General features: G+C 55.5%; 14 protein-coding genes. 12 read left to right on the forward strand and 2 right to left on the reverse strand.

Annotation, left to right across the window (positions count from 1 at the left end; translation table 11 throughout):
* The first annotated feature begins 24 nt into the window (after nt 1–24).
* A complete protein-coding gene (gene hemF, locus VH86_RS00735) occupies nt 25–945 on the forward strand; it encodes an oxygen-dependent coproporphyrinogen oxidase (RefSeq protein ID WP_045831582.1) in 921 nt (306 codons plus the stop codon).
* Nucleotides 946–1,248: 303 nt separating this feature from the next.
* Here hemF and maeB read toward each other — a convergent pair whose 3' ends face one another.
* On the reverse strand, nt 1,249–3,528 hold the full coding sequence (gene maeB, locus VH86_RS00740; protein ID WP_045831583.1) for an NADP-dependent oxaloacetate-decarboxylating malate dehydrogenase: 2,280 nt from the start codon (nt 3,526–3,528) through the stop codon (nt 1,249–1,251).
* A gap of 319 nt (nt 3,529–3,847) precedes the next feature.
* Here maeB and tal point away from each other — a divergent pair, with 319 nt between their 5' ends.
* The 3 genes from tal (at nt 3,848) to ampH (ending at nt 8,192) form a co-directional block, all read left to right on the forward strand.
* A complete protein-coding gene (gene tal, locus VH86_RS00745) occupies nt 3,848–4,798 on the forward strand; it encodes a transaldolase (protein WP_045831584.1) in 951 nt (316 codons plus the stop codon).
* A 69-nt stretch (nt 4,799–4,867) separates the two neighbouring features.
* Nucleotides 4,868–6,877, forward strand: coding sequence for a transketolase (gene tkt, locus VH86_RS00750; RefSeq protein ID WP_045831585.1), 2,010 nt, complete (start codon nt 4,868–4,870; stop codon nt 6,875–6,877).
* A 145-nt stretch (nt 6,878–7,022) separates the two neighbouring features.
* A complete protein-coding gene (gene ampH, locus VH86_RS00755) occupies nt 7,023–8,192 on the forward strand; it encodes a D-alanyl-D-alanine-carboxypeptidase/endopeptidase AmpH (protein ID WP_038645536.1) in 1,170 nt (389 codons plus the stop codon).
* An 84-nt stretch (nt 8,193–8,276) separates the two neighbouring features.
* Here ampH and VH86_RS00760 read toward each other — a convergent pair whose 3' ends face one another.
* A complete protein-coding gene (locus tag VH86_RS00760; RefSeq protein WP_045831586.1) occupies nt 8,277–9,350 on the reverse strand; it encodes a DUF1176 domain-containing protein in 1,074 nt (357 codons plus the stop codon).
* A 602-nt stretch (nt 9,351–9,952) separates the two neighbouring features.
* Between VH86_RS00760 and VH86_RS00765 the strand changes: the two genes are divergently transcribed.
* The 8 genes from VH86_RS00765 to VH86_RS00800 are packed head-to-tail and all read left to right on the forward strand — an operon-like array spanning nt 9,953 to nt 17,876.
* Entirely contained in the window at nt 9,953–10,783 is an 831-nt protein-coding gene (locus VH86_RS00765) for a DeoR/GlpR family DNA-binding transcription regulator (RefSeq protein WP_045831587.1), read from the forward strand.
* Nucleotides 10,784–10,795: 12 nt separating this feature from the next.
* Nucleotides 10,796–11,779 carry a substrate-binding domain-containing protein gene (locus tag VH86_RS00770; RefSeq protein WP_034825834.1) on the forward strand — a complete coding sequence of 328 codons (984 nt, stop codon included), beginning with the start codon at nt 10,796–10,798 and terminating at the stop codon, nt 11,777–11,779.
* A 2-nt stretch (nt 11,780–11,781) separates the two neighbouring features.
* On the forward strand, nt 11,782–13,287 hold the full coding sequence (locus tag VH86_RS00775; RefSeq protein WP_038649967.1) for a sugar ABC transporter ATP-binding protein: 1,506 nt from the start codon (nt 11,782–11,784) through the stop codon (nt 13,285–13,287).
* On the forward strand, nt 13,280–14,269 hold the full coding sequence (locus VH86_RS00780) for an ABC transporter permease (protein ID WP_045831588.1): 990 nt from the start codon (nt 13,280–13,282) through the stop codon (nt 14,267–14,269). Before VH86_RS00775 ends, VH86_RS00780 begins: the two co-directional genes overlap by 8 nt.
* A gap of 13 nt (nt 14,270–14,282) precedes the next feature.
* Entirely contained in the window at nt 14,283–15,332 is a 1,050-nt protein-coding gene (locus VH86_RS00785; protein ID WP_038645528.1) for an ABC transporter permease, read from the forward strand.
* Nucleotides 15,332–16,024, forward strand: coding sequence for a D-allulose 6-phosphate 3-epimerase (gene alsE / locus VH86_RS00790; protein ID WP_038645526.1), 693 nt, complete (start codon nt 15,332–15,334; stop codon nt 16,022–16,024). Before VH86_RS00785 ends, alsE begins: the two co-directional genes overlap by 1 nt.
* Nucleotides 16,021–16,914 (forward strand): allose kinase, encoded by an 894-nt coding sequence (alsK, locus tag VH86_RS00795; RefSeq protein ID WP_045831589.1) that lies wholly within the window; start codon nt 16,021–16,023, stop codon nt 16,912–16,914. Before alsE ends, alsK begins: the two co-directional genes overlap by 4 nt.
* Nucleotides 16,914–17,876 (forward strand): ribokinase, encoded by a 963-nt coding sequence (locus VH86_RS00800; protein WP_045831590.1) that lies wholly within the window; start codon nt 16,914–16,916, stop codon nt 17,874–17,876. The genes alsK and VH86_RS00800 overlap by 1 nt, the downstream gene beginning before the upstream one ends.
* Nucleotides 17,877–18,039 lie beyond the last annotated feature (163 nt).

Genomic DNA, 18,039 nt, shown 5'->3' on the forward strand with positions numbered 1-18,039 from the left:
GCAAATTTCCGGAACGAGTGACTCATGAGCAATCCCGATATTTCCCGCGTCAAAGCGTTTTTACTGACGCTGCAGGATGAAATTTGCGCCCAGCTGGCAGCAGCCGATGGCACAGCGACCTTCGCCGAAGATGACTGGCAGCGCCCAGGTGGCGGTGGCGGACGCAGTCGCGTACTGCGCAACGGCGCGGTGTTTGAGCAGGCAGGCGTGAACTTCTCTCACGTACACGGTGATCAGATGCCCGCCTCCGCCACTGCGCACCGCCCCGAACTGGCCGGCCGCAGCTTTGAAGCCATGGGCGTGTCACTCGTTGTGCACCCGGAAAACCCGTACATCCCAACCAGTCACGCCAACGTGCGTTTCTTCATTGCTGAGAAGCCGGGTGCCGATCCGGTGTGGTGGTTCGGCGGCGGTTTCGATCTCACTCCGTATTACGGTTTTGAGGAAGATGCGCTGCACTGGCATCAGACCGCCTTCGACCTGTGCCAACCATTCGGTGAAGACGTCTATCCGCGCTACAAAAAATGGTGTGATGACTATTTCCACCTCAAACATCGTAACGAGCAGCGTGGCATTGGCGGGCTGTTTTACGATGACCTGAATACGCCAGACTTTGATCACTGCTTCGATTTTATGCAGGCGGTGGGCAAAGGATATCTGGATGCCTATTTACCGATCGTCGCCAAGCGCAAAGCGCTGCCGTGGGGCGAGCGCGAGCGCCAGTTCCAGCTCTATCGCCGCGGGCGTTATGTCGAATTCAATCTGGTGTGGGATCGCGGCACGCTGTTCGGCCTGCAAACCGGCGGCCGCACCGAATCGATTTTGATGTCGATGCCGCCACTGGTGCGCTGGGAATATGATTACCAAACCGAAGCCGGCACGCCGGAAGCAGCGCTTTACAGTGATTTCTTGCCGGTGAAGGATTGGCTGGGATTGGGTGAATAGTTCTTTTGCAGGAAAGCACAAATGTTGATGGCCTTAGCCCCTCTGCTGCTGCAAGGGCTATCCGCAGCGCTGAGGCTTTTACGTTGGGCCAGGAGGTTCACGCAGGGATGCGTGAATCAGTTCGGGGCCGACCAGGGATGGTCGATCCCCGAACGATCCGTAGGCACAACGTGGAAGCCGAGGGCACCGCGTTAGCGGCGCGAGGACTGCCCGGCAGTAGCAGTGGGGCTAAGGCCCACACCAACCCCCTCCTAACTTTTAGCCCTTAGCCCTTAGCCCTTAGCCCTTAGCCACGTCATCACATCACAACGGCTCGGTTTGCGCCTCCACCACCGCTAATGCCACCATATTCACAATGCGCCTCACCGATGCAATCCGCGTCAGCACGTGCACCGGCTTGCTAATCCCCATCAATACCGGCCCGACCGTCACCCCTTCCGAACAGGACACGCGCAGCAGGTTATAGCTGATGCGCGCCGCTTCCACGTTCGGCATAATCAGCAGATTCGCGGTGCCTTTCAGCGGGCTGTCGGGCATCAGTTCACGCCGGATACTCTCCACCAACGCCGCATCACCGTGCATCTCACCGTCGATCTCCAGTTCCGGCGCACGGCTTTGAATCAGCGCCAACGCCTCGCGCATTTTACGCGCCCCTGGCGCATTAGACGTGCCAAAGCTGGAGTGCGACAGCAGCGCCACGCGCGGTTCAATACCAAAGCGACGCACCGTTTCGGCCGCCAGCAGTGTGATATCCGCCAGCTGTTCCGCACTGGGATCTTCATTCACATAGGTATCTGCAATAAAAGTGTTACCGCTCGGTAGCAGTAGCGCGTTCATTGCCCCAGCGACTTTCACGTCGTCGCGGAAACCAAACACCTTCTCCACCACATCGTAATGCTCGCGGTAATCGCCAATGGTGCCGCAAATCAACGCGTCGGCTTCGCCACGATGCACCATGATCGCACCGATCAAGGTGGGATTGCCGATCACTGCCCGCTGGGCCGTTTCCGGAGTGACCCCGCGCCGTTTCATGATCTGGTAATACTCGTTCCAATACTCTTTAAAGCGCGGATCGGACTCATTGTTGACGATCTCAAAATCCTTGCCCGTTTCAATCTTCAACCCTTGCTTCTGGATACGCATCGCAATCACGTTTGGACGACCAATCAGAATCGGCTTCGCCAGCCCCAGCGACACCAGCTCCTGTGTCGCATGCAGCACGCGCACCTCCTCTCCTTCCGCCATCACCACGCGCTTCGGATCTTTGCGTGCCTGCGAGAAAATCGGCTTCATAAACAGGTTGGTTTTATACACAAACTCGGTGAGCTGCTCGCGATAGGCATCAAAGTCAGCGATGGGCCGGGTCGCTACGCCGGACTCCATCGCCGCTTTCGCCACAGCAGGCGCGATCTGCACAATCAAACGCGGATCGAACGGTTTCGGGATCAGATATTCCGGTCCAAAACTCAGATCCTGATCATCATAGGCGGAGGCCACCACATCGCTCTGCTCGGCCTGCGCTAAGGCCGCAATCGCCTGCACCGCCGCCAGTTTCATCTCTTCATTAATGGCCGTCGCGCCAACGTCCAACGCCCCGCGGAAAATAAACGGGAAACACAGCACGTTGTTCACCTGATTCGGGAAATCCGAGCGTCCGGTGCAGATAATCGCATCCGGTCGAACCTCTTTCGCCAGCGGCGGCATGATCTCTGGTTCAGGATTGGCGAGCGCCAGAATCAGCGGGTTCTGCGCCATTTTCTTCACCATCTCTGGCGTCATCGCTTTCGGACCCGAGCAGCCGAGGAAGATGTCCGCACCGGCAATCACTTCATCCAGCGTACGCGCGCCTTTATCTTCTATGGCGTACTCGGCTTTGGTCGGCGTCATATTGGGTTCACGATCGCGGTAAATCACCCCTTTGGAATCGCACACCACAATGTTGTGCTTCTGCATGCCGAGCGCCACCAGCAAATTCAGGCAGGCAATGGCTGATGCGCCCGCCCCAGACACCACTAGCCGCACATCTGAGATGGCCTTTTTCACGATGCTCAAACCATTGAGCACCGCCGCAGTACAGATGATCGCCGTCCCGTGCTGATCGTCGTGAAACACCGGAATCTTCATGCGCTCGCGCAATTTCTGCTCAATGTAAAAGCACTCTGGCGCTTTGATATCTTCGAGGTTGATGCCGCCAAAGGTCGGCTCCAGCGCGGCAATCACCTCAATCAACTTATCCGGGTCCAGCTCATCCACTTCGATATCGAACACATCAATGCCGGCGAATTTCTTGAACAATATCCCTTTGCCTTCCATCACCGGCTTACCGGCCAGCGCACCGATATTGCCGAGACCGAGCACTGCCGTTCCGTTCGAAATCACCGCCACCAGATTGCCGCGTGCGGTGTATTTGTGCGCCGCCAGCGGATCGGCAGCAATCTCGAGGCAAGGTGCCGCCACACCCGGCGAATAGGCCAGCGCTAAATCACGCTGCGTCGCCAGCGGTTTGGTGGGGGAAACCTGAATTTTTCCGGGAGTGGGATATTGGTGGAAATCGAGCGCGCTTTGCTTGAGTTGATCGTCCATTTGGCATCCTTTGGCACGGCTGAAAAACCACCAGTATAGGAATCTGCGGCACAAAAGAGGGTGAAGGCGCTCAAAGAACGAGGGCACAGATTGCCACGGCTTCGCCTGCGGCTTTGGCGCAGCCTGCTATCCTTAATGATGGCAAAACACGTAGCTGAACCGATCAGGCACCCCCTTCCGTGACAGATGCCCTTCAGCGCCACAATCAGAGAAAACGCATTTTCTTCGTGCAACGTCTGTAGCACTGTGTTGAGCCACGACTCAACAGGAAAGGGCACGACTCGTTTGCCCACATTATTGCTAATCAAGGAGTTAAGCGATGAACCAGCTAGATGCATTGAAACAGTTCACCACCGTGGTGGCGGACAGCGGCGACATCGAATCTATTCGCCATTATCATCCGGAAGACGCAACAACTAACCCCTCTTTAATTCTGAAAGCCTCCGGTCTTGACGCTTACAAACATCTGATTGATGACGCTATCGACTATGCGAAAAAACAGGGCGGCAGCAAAGAGACGCAAATCATTAACGCCAGCGATAAAGTGGCCATCAACCTCGGTATGGAAATTCTGAAAAGCGTACCGGGCCGTGTTTCGACCGAAGTGGATGCGCGCCTCTCCTTCGATCGTGGCATGTGTGTCACTAAAGCTGAAAAACTGGTGCGGATGTACGAAGAGAACGGCATTGATCGTTCACGCATCCTGATCAAACTGGCCTCAACCTGGGAAGGGATCAAAGCCGCTGAAGAACTGGAGAAAAACGGCATCCAATGTAACCTGACGCTGTTGTTCTCTTTTGCGCAGGCGCGTGCCTGTGCCGAAGCAGGCGTGTTCCTGATCTCCCCGTTTGTCGGCCGCATTTATGACTGGTACAACTCACGTAAACCGCTGGACCCGTATGTGGTGGATGAAGATCCGGGCGTGAAATCCGTGCGTCGTATCTACGACTACTACAAAAAACATCGTTACAGCACCGTGATCATGGGAGCCAGCTTCCGTAAGGTTGAGCAGATTCAGGCACTGGCTGGCTGCGACCGCCTGACCATCTCCCCTAACCTGCTGGAAGAGCTGGCAAACAGCGATGCACCGCTGGAACGTAAGCTGGAGCCTTCAACTGAAGGCTTCCATCAGCCTGCTCCGCTCTCTGAAGCCGAGTTCCGCTGGGAACATAACCAGGATCCGATGGCAGTGGAAAAACTGTCTGACGGCATCCGTCAATTCGCCATTGACCAGCAGAAGCTGGAAGATGTGCTGGCATCACGCCTGTAAATCACCAAACTTCTCACGCCGGACGGGCGTCTGCCCGTCCGCTATTGCCCAATCACAAGGGAGTACCCTATGTCTTCACGCAGAGAGTTGGCTAACGCGATTCGTGCTTTGAGTATGGATGCGGTACAGAAAGCAAATTCCGGTCACCCCGGTATGCCGATGGGAATGGCTGATATCGCCGAAGTCCTTTGGCGCGACGTTCTCAAACACAATCCCAACAATCCGGCGTGGGCTGACCGCGACCGCTTTATCCTCTCCAATGGCCACGGTTCGATGCTGCTTTACAGCCTGCTGCACCTCACCGGTTACGACCTGCCGATGGAAGAGCTGAAAAACTTCCGCCAGCTGCATTCCAAAACGCCTGGCCATCCGGAAATTGGCTATACGCCAGGCGTGGAAACCACCACCGGTCCGTTGGGACAGGGTTTGGCCAATGCGGTGGGCATGGCCATTGCCGAGCGCACCCTGGCGGCGCAGTTTAACCGTCCCGGCCACGATATCGTCGATCACTACACCTATGTGTTTATGGGCGATGGCTGTTTGATGGAAGGCATTTCACATGAAGTCAGCTCACTGGCCGGCACCCTCGGCCTCGGCAAACTGATTGGTTTCTACGATCATAACGGCATCTCGATTGATGGTGAAACCGAAGGCTGGTTCACCGATGACACGCATAAACGTTTCGAAGCCTACAACTGGCACGTGGTTGGCAGTGCGGAAGGCATTGATGGCCACGATCCTGAAGCCATTGCGGCGGCGATCAAAGAAGCGCAGAGCGTCACCGACAAGCCTTCGCTGATCATCTGTCGTACGGTGATTGGTTTCGGTTCGCCGAACAAAGCCGGTAAAGAAGAGTCACATGGCGCCGCGCTGGGCGAGCAGGAAGTGGCGTTGACGCGCCAAAAACTCGGCTGGCATCATCCGCCGTTTGAAATCCCGAAAGAGATTTATCAGCAGTGGGATGCCAAAGAAGCCGGCAGCCAGCGTGAGAAAGCCTGGGATGAGAAGTTTGCTGCTTATAAAGCCGCACACCCGGACCTCGCCGCCGAGTTCAGTCGTCGTCTGGACGGGGGGATGCCGGCGAAATGGAGTGAGGCGACTCAGGCGTTTGTGGAAGATCTCCAGGCCAATCCGCAAAAAATCGCCAGCCGTAAAGCGTCGCAGAACACGCTGGAAGTGTACGGCAAACTGCTGCCAGAGTTGTTAGGTGGCTCGGCTGACCTTGCGCCGAGTAATCTCACCATCTGGTCAGGTTCGAAATCGATTAAAGAAGACATCGCCGGAAACTATATACATTACGGCGTGCGCGAATTTGGTATGACGGCGATTGGTAATGGCCTGGCGCATCACGGCGGCTTCATTCCGTACACCGCCACCTTCCTGATGTTTGTTGAATACGCGCGTAATGCGGTGCGTATGGCGGCGCTGATGAAGGCTCGCCAGGTGCTGGTCTATACCCATGACTCGATTGGCCTGGGCGAAGATGGCCCAACCCACCAGCCGGTTGAACAACTCGCCAGCCTGCGCGTGACGCCAAATATGAGCGTCTGGCGTCCGTGCGATCAGGTGGAAACTGCCGTGGCCTGGAAAGCCGCTGTTGAGCGCCACCATGGCCCGACCGCGCTGATTCTGTCGCGTCAAAATCTGCTGCAGCCAGAGCGCAGCAAAGCACAGGTAGCGGATATCGCCAAAGGCGGCTATGTGTTGCAGGATTGTGCGGGAACGCCAGAAGCGATCATCATCGCCACCGGATCTGAGATTGAAATCGCGCTGGGCGCAGCCGATAAACTCGGGGCCAGCGGTCACAAGGTGCGCGTGGTGTCCCTGCCCTGCACCGACGTGTTTGACAAGCAGGATGCCGCCTACCGTGAATCGGTGCTGCCTTCCGGCGTTAAAGCGCGTGTGGCGGTAGAAGCGGGTATTGCCGATTACTGGTTCAAGTATGTCGGTCTGGATGGCGCGATTGTCGGTATGACCACTTTTGGTGAGTCTGCGCCGGCAGGCAAGCTGTTCCCGGAATTTGGCTTTACGGTGGAGAATATCGTGAGCCATACCGAAGCATTACTCAAGCCGCACTAATCGATTCGGCCCTGCGTCTTTTGGCGTGAGGGCCGTTTTTTGATCACAGCCTGATACAGAAAAAAATCCTGCCTTCCCTCTTCACGCCTCGCACAAACTGATTACTATAAGCTTTCCTCCGAATCCTGTTGCGGACGCTTTCCCGTTGAAAAAACGTACTCCTTTTTTACTGGCCTTAATGGTTTCAGTGCTTCCATTAAAAAGCATGGCGCAGACGGTAGCCGATCCGCTGCTGGCCTCACAGATCGTTGATCGTTATGCCGAGCATATCTTCTATGGCAGCGGCGCAACCGGCATGGCGCTGGTGGCGATTGATGGCAATCAGCGCGTATTTGCTAGCTTTGGCGATACCAGCCCTGGCAATAACGTGCGCCCTCAGCTCGATTCAGTGATTCGCATCGCCTCGCTCAGTAAATTGATGACCAGCGAAGTGATGGTCAAAATGGCGGAACGTGGGCAGATTCGCCTTGATGACCCGTTAAGCAAGTATGCTCCGGCTGGCGCACGCGTCCCAAATTACAACGGTCAGCCGATTCGCCTGATCAACCTCGCCACTCATACCGGTAGCCTGCCGCGTGAACAGCCGGGCGGCAAACCGCATCGTCCGGTGTTTGTCTGGCCAACCAAAACCGATCGCTGGCAGTGGCTGCAGGGTGCACAACTGAAAGCCACGCCAGGAACACAGGCCTCCTACTCCAATCTCGGCTTTGATCTGCTCAGTGATGCGCTGGCTAAAGCGGCAGGCACGCCTTATCCCGCCCTGCTGCAACAGCTGGTGACGCGTCCGCTGGGAATGAAAGACACCACCTTTACGCCATCCCCCGATCAGTGCCAGCGCCTGATGATCCCTGAGAAAGGGGCCAGTCCGTGCAATAACACGCTGGCAGCGATTGGCAGCGGTGGCGTGTATTCAACGCCAGATGATATGGGCCGCTGGATGCAGCAATTTCTCAACTCGGCGGTTAATCACCGCACGCCGCAGGTTGATCGTCTGCAAACGCTGATCTATCGCCGAGATCAGCTGACCAAAGTGGAAGGTATGGATGTACCTGGTCGTGCCGATGCCTTAGGCATGGGCTGGGTCTATATGGGGCCAAAAGAGGGACGTCCAGGGATTATCGAAAAAACCGGCGGCGGCGGCGGCTTTATTACTTACATGGCGATGGTGCCACAGAATAACGTCGGGGTATTTGTGGTGGTGACGCGTTCACCGCTGTCACGCTTCACTCCGATGAGCGATGGCGTGAATAACCTGCTGGCGGAGTTGGTGGGCAATCAAAATGGTTCGCCGATGACGGTTAACGCCATCCGTTAAATCATGAGGCGTTGCGGCCGCCATCAATGGCGGCCCTGCATGGATAGAGGGCGCCTTGATGCGCACTCAGCAGCCAGCGCGCCATTAATCCGACTGAACGGCATTCTGAGTTTGGCTGACCCACAGCGTGGGCCAATGATCACTGCTATGCCATGCGTCACAAGTTTTCTCTTCAGCATACTCTGCCAGCACAAAGTCATTTCCGTCGTACTGCCAACGCGTGGCGACACCACAATCTCCCAGACCGCGGCCTTTACTGAAGGTGTAAAGCAAACCGCTGCTGGCATCGAATTCAGCATTCACCAACTCCATCTGATTGTCACTGCGTCCTGGTGGCGTGAATGGCAAGGTCAACGTCAGCCCGCGCGCCACGTAAGGCTGGCTACGCGTCACCTCAAAGGCCAAATCAATCACGTTATAGGCACCGGCTTCACAACTGATTAAAAGCAGCGCTTTGGTGTCGGTGAGCGGCGCCACACTCACTTCTCGCCTGAGCGGATCGAGTGAACAGTTGTCGGTGTTAACCCGCCAGGTACCGTAATCAATTAGACCGCTGGTTTCTTCCTGAGTTAACGGCGCTGGCTGCGGTAAGGGAGCGGGCAGTTGCGGTACCTGCGGCGCAGGGGGAACGTCCGATGGCGCGCGATCGCCCCGCTTCACCCAGGCACTGGCACCATTTACCCGCCCCTGAACGTCATCCATCAAGAATAGCGCCGCTTTCATGCCGCTGAGTGGGATAGTGGCTTTAGCCTGATAGGTCAGTTGCAGAGTATGGGCATCCAGCGTTTGCGCAAGAAATTCGTCGATGGCAATGGCATTACTGGTTGCAAGATGATGTGGCTCGACGCTCCAGTGTTTGAGGTCCGGCGTCAGGCGACGCTGATCCAGCAGCAAATTATCCTTTAACGATCCGCCGGGCAGCTCTCCACTGTACGCGCTGCCGTAATCAATACGCAGCAGCGGGCGATCGTTAACACCAGCGCCGCGTGATAGGGTCATCACTAATCCGTTGTCTCCCGGAAAGCTGCGTGCCACGCAAAAAGCCGCGTTGTTACAGGTGAGCTGCCAGTCAGAAAATGACTTTTGCAGTGGCTCAGCCTGAACGCACGCGACAAACACAAAAGGTAATAAAAGCAGCGATTTCATCCAATAAGACATCAAAAAAAAGGTCCCCAAATTCCTTGAAAAGAAATCATAGCGTAACGGAAAGGTTATCAGCAGGCCGAAACTGTGACCTGGCCCTAAAAGCGGTACTCACTGCTGAAAAAGCCGTCGCCTGAGGGCGATCTGAGGCTGGAGAAACAAGAATTCCATCATCCGTTTCGACTGATTTCCGCTCAATCGGATTCGTCGGACTATGGCGTCATGTTTGTCTGAAAGCGTGTGTCTGGGTAAGACCTCCGTCCGCTCGACGTCATGCCGTCATGCCGTCAGGGCGTCATGCCGTCAAAGAGGGTATGACTAAAAACAATTTAGCGCACATCACAATTCGGTCAAATACACACAAACGGTCACATTCGGTCATGATAAGGTGTTTTCATACGGTAATAATTGTTTCCTACCGATCCCTCGATTTAGCGCTAACACGCGTATTTATGTGAATAAAATCTCTATTACATGAAAAATAGATATCTCATTTACATAAAAATTTGATCCATATCACTCTAACGTCGCCGGGCATTTTGACCACTGCGGACTCGTGCGCAGTCCACATTTTCCCGCTGCGGTATCCAGTACTTTATAGCCATCGGAGGGAAGTCATGTTGCCGATTGAAAGACAGCAGCGAATTATTGACGAACTAAATTTAAATGGTCGGGTTATTGTCGCTGAATTAGTCACGTTGTGTCAGGTTTCGCAAGAAACCATTCGCCGTGATTTAACTCAACTGGAGAAACGTGGGCTATTACAACGCAGCCACGGCGGTGCGGTACCAGCAAAACGACAAGCCGCTAACATTCAGGGGAATACGAGGGGTGTTAACGAGTATGAATTATCTTTCCGCCAGCGCATGAATGAACATGTAGATGCAAAGATGGCGATAGCCAAACGTGCACTCGATTTCATCAGCCCCGGCGATTGTATATTATTCGACAGTAGCACCACTTGCTGGTATTTAGCGCGACAGCTACCAGATATTGAATTAACGGTGTTAACCAACTCTATCAGAATTGTGCAAACCCTTGCGGCGCGGGGAAGTATCCGCACCATCTGTCTGGGGGGAGAATATTCTGACCGTTATGAAGATTTCCACGGTGTTGTCGCTGAGCAGCCTTTACGGGAATTTCAGATTAATAAAATCTTTTTTTCCTGTAGCAGTTTAGGCAATGACGGTTATTTACGTGAAGGTAACGAAAACAACGCACATTTAAAACAACAGATGCTACTGGCAGCAGAAAGAAAACATCTGCTGCTGGACGCCAGTAAATTCCTGCGGCCCTCATTCGCGCGTATTTGTCATTATCGCGATGTGGACTTTCTCATCACTGACCAATTAAAAGACAAAGAGCTGGAACAAGAATTAGCCTGGAACGGCGTCAATATTATTGATTGCTCGCAGCGCAATAATTCAATGCAGCTAATAAAAAATTAATCCGGAGTCTTTATGAAAAAACATCTTATCGCCTGTTCTCTGCTTGCCCTGTTTGCCGCCACCGGCGCGCACGCTGCTGACAAATTACGCATGGGCATCGTGGTGAAAATTGGCGGTATTCCGTGGTTTAACGCCATGGAAGCGGGCATCAAAAGTGAAGCGGCAAAACGCGGCATTGATGCATGGATGGTGGGCCCAACCGCCGCCGACCCTGCGCTGCAGGTGCGTGCGATTGAAGATTTGATTGCGCAGAAAGTCGACATCATCGGCGTGGTACCGAATGACCCGAAAGTGCTGGAGCCGGTGCTGAAACGTGCGCGTGAAGCTGGCATTCAGGTTATCACCCACGAATCACCGGATCAGAAAGGCGCCAACTGGGACTTCGAACTGGTAGATGCCCCGACGCATGGCATCAACCATATGAAAGCACTGGCGAAATGCATGCATGAAGAAGGCAAATACGCCATGTACGTTGGCAGCCTGACTGTGCCATTGCACCAACAGTGGACCGATGCCGCGCTGAACTACCAGAAAGAGCACTATCCAAAAATGCAGATGGTGACCGACAAGTTCGGCGTGGGTGAATCGCTGGATGACTCCATCCGTACCACTAACGAACTGATGTCTAAGTACCCGGATCTGAAAGGCATTATGGCGTTTGGTTCACAGGGCCCAATCGGTGCCGGTCGTGCGGTGATGAACCGCAACAAGATTGATCAGGTGTGCGTGATTGGCGCCTTCAGCCCAGGCCAGGGGGCTTCTCTGGTGCAGCGTGGCGCAATCAAAGGCGGCTACATCTGGAACCCGCAAACCGCAGGCGAAGTGTTCGTGCGTATTGCCGACATGATGCAGAAGAAAGAACCCATCACCGATGGGATGACCATCGACGGTCTGGGCAAAGTGAAAGTTGACGAGGCGACCCACACCATCCTCGGCAACAACACCGAAAGTCTGGATAAAGAAAACCTGCCAAAACTGGTGAAAATGGGGCTGTAATGATGAAAGAGGTGATCCCACAGACGTTAATCGCGCTCGACAACCTGTCGAAAACTTTTGGTGGCAACCGCGCACTGAGCGATATCTCGCTGAGCTTACTGGCGGGCGAAGTGCACTGCCTGGCTGGCACCAACGGCTGTGGCAAGAGCACCTTGATCAAAGTGATTTCCGGGGTGCACGCCCCGGACAGCGGCAGCCGCATCACCCTGGGTGATGGTCCGACCTTCCCGCGTCTGACCACCCGTCAGGCGCGTGATTTCGGTATCCAGGTGATTTATCAGGATCTGTCGCTGTTCCCGAATTTGAGCGTAGCCGAGAACATCGCTTTTGAGCACAACCTCAATGGCCTGCTCGGCTGGCACCGCAAAGCCAAACTGCGTGAAACGGCAGCGCGTATTATTGAAGAGCTAAAGTTCGATCTCGATCTGGATGAAAAAGTCTCGGCGCTGTCGATTGCCGCACGTCAGCAGGTCGCGATTTGCCGTGCACTGGTCGCCGATGCGCGTCTGGTGATCATGGACGAACCGACGGCTTCTCTGACCCGCACCGAAGTGAACCAGCTGCTGCGCACCGTGCGCTATCTGAAAGACAAAAACATCTGCGTGGTGTTCGTCAGCCACCGTCTGGACGAGGTGCTGGAGATTTCGGATCGCGTCACGGTGATCCGCGACGGACGTAAAATGGGCTGCTGGCCCGCCAAAGAGATGACGCCGCATCATCTCACCGAACTGATGACCGGACTGAAACTCGATTATCAACTGAAAGCCCCCACGCGTAATGCCGACCGCGCCATTCTCGAAGTTGAGAATCTGACGCGTGCCGGTCAATATCACGACGTCAATTTCAAACTGTACCAGGGCGAAGTGCTGGGTCTGTGTGGCCTGCTCGGTTCGGGTCGTACCGAACTGGCGCTGTCACTGTTTGGCATGACCAAACCTGACAGCGGCAAAATCTGGCTCGACAGTAAGCCAGTACGTTTCCGCGGACATGAAGATGCCATCAAAGCCGGCATCGGTTATGTCTCTGAAGACCGCTTAACTCTCGGTCTGGTGCAGCAACAATCGGTGGCCGACAACATGGTGCTGCCGATCCTCGACAAGCTGCAAAACCGTTTTCACATCATCGACGAGTACCGCAAAAACAAGCTGATCCTGCAATGGATTCAACAGCTCGGTGTGCGCGTGGCCGATCCCAATCTGGCGATCTCCACCCTCTCCGGCGGTAACCAGCAAAAGATCGTGCTGGCAAAGTGGGTACTGACTCAGCCGCGCATTTTGATTCTCGACTCGCCGACCGTGGGCGTGGATGTCGGTGCTAAAGCCAGCATCTATCAGTTGATCCACGAGCTGGCGAAAGAAGGTCTGTCGATCATTCTGATTTCCGATGAAGTGCCAGAGGTTTGGTACAACTGCGACCGCATCCTGCACTTCCGTGATGGCACCGTTCATGCCGAATACCAACCCGATACCGTTGAGCAAGAACAGCTGGCGGAGGTGATCAATGCCTGATTTTTCTCGTTTACGCCCGCACTCCAGTCAAGGCTGGCTGGCGTGGGTACTGCTGGCTTTCATCCTGTTCTTCTCGGTAGCCAGCGATCAGTTCCTCTCGGTACAGAACCTGCTGGATCTGGCCGAAAGCTACGCGGTGACCGGTATTTTTGCCCTCGGCCTGTTTGTGGTACTGGTGACCGGCGGGATCGATATCTCCTTCGCCGCCGTGGCGTCGGTGGTGCAATACCTGATTGCTTCGCTGTTTGTACAGTTCCAGTTTGATAACGCGACACTGAGCATCTTACTGGCGATTGCCTGTGGCACCGCCTTTGGCGTGATTAACGCTCTGCTGATTACCTCGCTGCGCGTGGTGTCGATCATCATCACCATCAGTATGCAGTCGCTGCTGTTTGGCCTACTGATGTGGGTGACCGGCGGTAAGAGCCTTTATTCCCTGCCGGACTGGTGGATCACGCTGCGCAGCGTGCTGCCCTTCACCTGGCAAGGCAACAGCTTCCAGATTGGCCTCCCGCTGATCACCATGCTGGTGATTGCCGGACTGACCGCGCTGCTGCTCAACAAAACCAACCTCGGCCGCCAGCTGTATGCGGTGGGCGGCGATGCGGAATCCGCACGGCGTATCGGGATCCGCGTCGGTCTGATTCACGTCTTCGCTTACGGTTGGCTCGGTGCAATGGCGGCGATTGGCGGGCTGGTGCAGGTCTATCGCATGGGTGAAGTGGTGCCGAATGCCTTAGTCGGCGGCGAGCTGGATGTGCTGGCGGCCACGGTACTCGGCGGGGCCAGCCTGATGGGCGGTAAAGGCACGGTGAGCGGCACGCTGATGGGCGTGTTCCTGATCGCCATCCTGAAGAACGGCCTCAACCTGATTGGCGTTTCCAACTACTTCATGAACATCGTGGTAGGTGGCGTGATCATGGTGGCGATTGCCGTCACTCACTACAAAAAACGTAAAGAAACTGACGTCAGTTTCGTCTGACAGGAGCATTCACATGAAATCACTCTCTGCTCTGCGTCCGGACGGCACCAATATCGGCCTGATGCTGTTGATTGCGCTGGCGCTGGCGGTCTTCACCTTCATGCTGCCGGGCCGCTTTATGACCGACTCGACCTTTATGAGTATGGCGTTTCAGTTGCCGGAACTTGGCTTGCTGACGCTGGCGATGTTTATCGCCATCCTCAGCGGCGGCCTGAACCTGGCGATTATCGCCACCGCCAACCTGACCGCACTGTTTATTGCCTGGACGCTGATGAGCGCCCTGCCCGCTGATGCCGGCACCGGTCAGCAACTGCTGTGGCTGTTTATCGCTATCGTCGGCGCGATGCTGATTGCCGCTTTTATCGGTGTGATCACTGGCGTGATGGTGACGCGAATTGGTGCCCACCCCATTCTGGTGACGCTGGCGACCATGATGACGCTGAACGGCATCGGTATCTGGCTGACCAAAGGTGCGGCTGTCAGCGGCATGCCATCGGTGGTGCAAGCGCTGGGTTCCAACACGCTGTTGGGTATGCCGCTGCCGCTGTGGGTATTTCTGATTGCGGCCGCGCTTCTGGCGCTGTTCCTCGGCAAAACCCGCGCCGGTAAATGTATCTACATGGGCGGCAGCAACATCAACGCGACCTGGTTCAGCGGCATCAACACGCATCGCATGGTGGTGCTGGTGTACGTCATCTCCAGCCTGCTGTGCGTGTTAGCCGGATTGATCATGATGGCGCGCTTTAACTCAGCGCGTATGGGTTACGGCGATGCGTATCTGCTGCTGACCGTACTGGCGATTATTCTCGGCGGCACCGACCCGAACGGTGGCTTCGGCCGCGTCACGGGTGTGGTACTGGCGCTGATTGCCCTGCAAGTGCTCTCAACCGGTTTCAATCTGATGAACATCAGCCAGCACGTAAGCCTGGCGATGTGGGGCGCAGTGCTGATTGTGGTGTTGGCCTTCAAACAATTTAAAGCCCGTTTTAATGAACATCGTGCCGTCAAGCTGAGCAAGCTCGCTGCGGCCCTTAATCCTCTGACCGAAAAAAAGGAAGTCTAATGCGTATTCAAGTCTCCCCGTCGTTGATGTGTATGAATCTGATGGAGATCAAGCACCAGCTGGAAGTGCTGGACTCCCGCGCAGACTTCCTCCATATCGATATCATGGACGGTCACTACGTTAAGAACATCACGCTGTCGCCGTTCTTTATTGAGCAGATTCGCCCACACACCAAAGTGGCGCTGGATGTGCATTTGATGGTGGAACACCCGACCGACTTCATTGAAGTGATTGCCAAAGCGGGTGCCGACTACATCTGCCCACACGCAGAAACCATCAACCGCGATGCGTTCCGCGTGATCAACCTGATTCGCAGCTTTGGCAAGAAAGTCGGCGTGGTGTTGAACCCGGCCACACCGGTGTCGTTTATCCATCACTATATTCATCTGCTGGACAAAATCACCGTGATGACCGTGGATCCTGGCTATGCCGGACAGCCATTCATCCCGGAAATGGTAGCCAAAGTGCAGGAGTTGAAAGCCCTGAAGCAGCAGCATGGCCACAAATATCTGATTGAGATCGATGGTTCCTGCAACACGCGCACTTACAATACGCTGGTCGGTGCGGGTGCAGAAGTGCTCATCGTCGGTACCTCGGGCCTGTTTAACATCCATGACGATCTGGCAACGGCCTGGGACATGATGCGTGACAGCATTGATGAAGCTCAGGGCCTGGCGAAGGTATCCGCATGATTCCACGCTGGCTGGGTATCGACATTGGCGGCACCGGCACACGTCTGCAGCTGATGGAAGAGGGACGCATCTGGCCCAGCTTCCGCAAGGTGCCGACGGCCAGCTGGGCGCAGCAGCCCGACGCATTGACGGCACTCGGGCAGTTAATCAGTGAAACACTGGAGCAGCAACCGGTGAGCGGCGTGATGCTGGGATTGCCCGGCATACTGAGTCGTGATCGTCAGCAGGTGATTTCGCTGCCGTTTATTCAGGCGCTGGATCATCAGCCGGTGGCGGCGATCCTCACCGAACGTCTTGGCGTGCCGGTGGCGATGGATAAAGATGTTAACCATCTGATGATGTGGGATTTAATGCAGCTGGAGCAGTTGCCGGATATCGCGGTAGGTTTGTATCCCGGTACCGGCATGGGCAACAGCTTGTGGATTAATGGCCGCTTCTATCACGGCCAGCACGGCGGCGCGGGTGAATTGGGCCATGTGCCGATCGCCGGTAACGATCTGCCCTGCCCGTGCGGCAACCGGGGTTGTGCGGAGACGGTGACTTCGGGCAATTGGTTGAGTCACTGGGCTAAGGCTCACGTGCCGAATACCGATATGTCGGCGCTGTTTACGCAACATGGCGACCATCCGGAGTTGCAGGCCTTTGTTTATCGTCTGGCGCAGCTGATTGCCACCGAAATGAACATCCTCGATCCCGAATACCTGATTCTGGGTGGCGGAGTGCTGGCGATGGCGGACTTCCCGCTGGCGCAGTTACGCAGTCAGATTCAGCAGCATCTGCGTCCACCGGCCACACGTGACAATTTGAAGATCGTGTTTAGTCAATCCACCGATCACACCGGCTGTCGCGGTGCCTGTTTAGCCGCCGAACGCCTGTTCAGGAGTGCATGATGAAAGGAAAAGTGTGTGTGTTTGGCTCGTTTAACCTCGACGTCGTCGCGGTGATGAACCGTTTTCCAATGCCCGGTGAATCACTGACTGCGCACAACAGCATGATGGGACCGGGTGGCAAAGGAGCCAACCAGGCCACGGCGGCGCTGCGCGCTGGGGCGCGCGTGCACTACATCGGTAAAGTGGGTAACGATGATTTTGGCACCTTTGCCCGTCGTCACCTGGAGAAGACCGGTTTCGATGCGATCACGCTGTTTACCTGCAAAGAGAAGCCCACCGGCAACGCGTTGATCTATGTGGCCGGGGATGATGCAGAAAACATGATTTCGGTGTTTCCGGGCGCGAACACCACCGTGACGGCGGCCGAAGTGTCGCGCTGTCAGCCTACCGTGGCGGCGGCCGATATTTTGCTGGTGCAGTTGGAGAACAACCTGAATGCCATTCAGCGCATGATCGATAATGCGCGTGCGGGGGGCACCTTTGTGATTTTAAACCCAGCGCCGTGGCAGAAAGTGAGTGATGCGCTGCTGGCAAAGGTGGATTTATTGACGCCCAATAGCACCGAAGCGATGCAGATTACCGGCGTGAAGGTCACGGATTTTGCCAGCGCACAGAAAGCGGCGGAAGTGCTGCACCGTAAAGGCGCGCGTCAGGTGATTATCACATTGGGGATGGCGGGTGCACTGCTGTCCAATGCGGAACAGCAGCCGCTGCGCATTCCGCTGTTCCCGGCGCAACCGCTGGATACCACCGGCGCGGGCGATGCGTTTAACGGTGCGCTGGCAGCACGTTTAGCCTCTGGTGATGAACTGCCACAGGCGGCATTATTTGCCTCGGCGTTTGCTTCGCTGTGTGTCGAGCGATCTGGTGCGGCCAACTCTATGCCGTCTTACGCTGAAGCACTGGCGCGTATGCAGTCACATCCGGAGTGCGTGCCGGAGCCGTTGGAAGTGATGGCTTGATTTGAGCTAACAACGTCTCGGTGATGTTAGTTGAACCAATCGTGATAACGCAGTCTGGGGCCGCCATGAGGCGGCCCCAGACTGCTCATAAACTTGATTGCGCGTTGTTAAAAAGAGCAAAACTGTTTGATGCCACAGGCAATTCGCCACCATTTATTGACTC

The organism is Pantoea sp. BL1, from assembly GCF_000963985.1.
Lineage (GTDB): Bacteria > Pseudomonadota > Gammaproteobacteria > Enterobacterales > Enterobacteriaceae > Pantoea > Pantoea rwandensis_B.

What these genes read in the sequence shown, in the direction of transcription:
- maeB (WP_045831583.1), bottom strand. Translation starts at nt 3,528, where the DNA reads ATGGACGATCAACTCAAGCAAAGCGCGCTCGATTTCCACCAATATCCC.
- VH86_RS00765 (WP_045831587.1), top strand. Translation starts at nt 9,953, where the DNA reads ATGTTGCCGATTGAAAGACAGCAGCGAATTATTGACGAACTAAATTTA.
- tal (WP_045831584.1), top strand. Translation starts at nt 3,848, where the DNA reads ATGAACCAGCTAGATGCATTGAAACAGTTCACCACCGTGGTGGCGGAC.
- VH86_RS00775 (WP_038649967.1), top strand. Translation starts at nt 11,782, where the DNA reads ATGAAAGAGGTGATCCCACAGACGTTAATCGCGCTCGACAACCTGTCG.
- VH86_RS00785 (WP_038645528.1), top strand. Translation starts at nt 14,283, where the DNA reads ATGAAATCACTCTCTGCTCTGCGTCCGGACGGCACCAATATCGGCCTG.
- tkt (WP_045831585.1), top strand. Translation starts at nt 4,868, where the DNA reads ATGTCTTCACGCAGAGAGTTGGCTAACGCGATTCGTGCTTTGAGTATG.
- VH86_RS00800 (WP_045831590.1), top strand. Translation starts at nt 16,914, where the DNA reads ATGAAAGGAAAAGTGTGTGTGTTTGGCTCGTTTAACCTCGACGTCGTC.
- VH86_RS00770 (WP_034825834.1), top strand. Translation starts at nt 10,796, where the DNA reads ATGAAAAAACATCTTATCGCCTGTTCTCTGCTTGCCCTGTTTGCCGCC.
- alsE (WP_038645526.1), top strand. Translation starts at nt 15,332, where the DNA reads ATGCGTATTCAAGTCTCCCCGTCGTTGATGTGTATGAATCTGATGGAG.
- VH86_RS00760 (WP_045831586.1), bottom strand. Translation starts at nt 9,350, where the DNA reads ATGTCTTATTGGATGAAATCGCTGCTTTTATTACCTTTTGTGTTTGTC.
- alsK (WP_045831589.1), top strand. Translation starts at nt 16,021, where the DNA reads ATGATTCCACGCTGGCTGGGTATCGACATTGGCGGCACCGGCACACGT.
- hemF (WP_045831582.1), top strand. Translation starts at nt 25, where the DNA reads ATGAGCAATCCCGATATTTCCCGCGTCAAAGCGTTTTTACTGACGCTG.
- VH86_RS00780 (WP_045831588.1), top strand. Translation starts at nt 13,280, where the DNA reads ATGCCTGATTTTTCTCGTTTACGCCCGCACTCCAGTCAAGGCTGGCTG.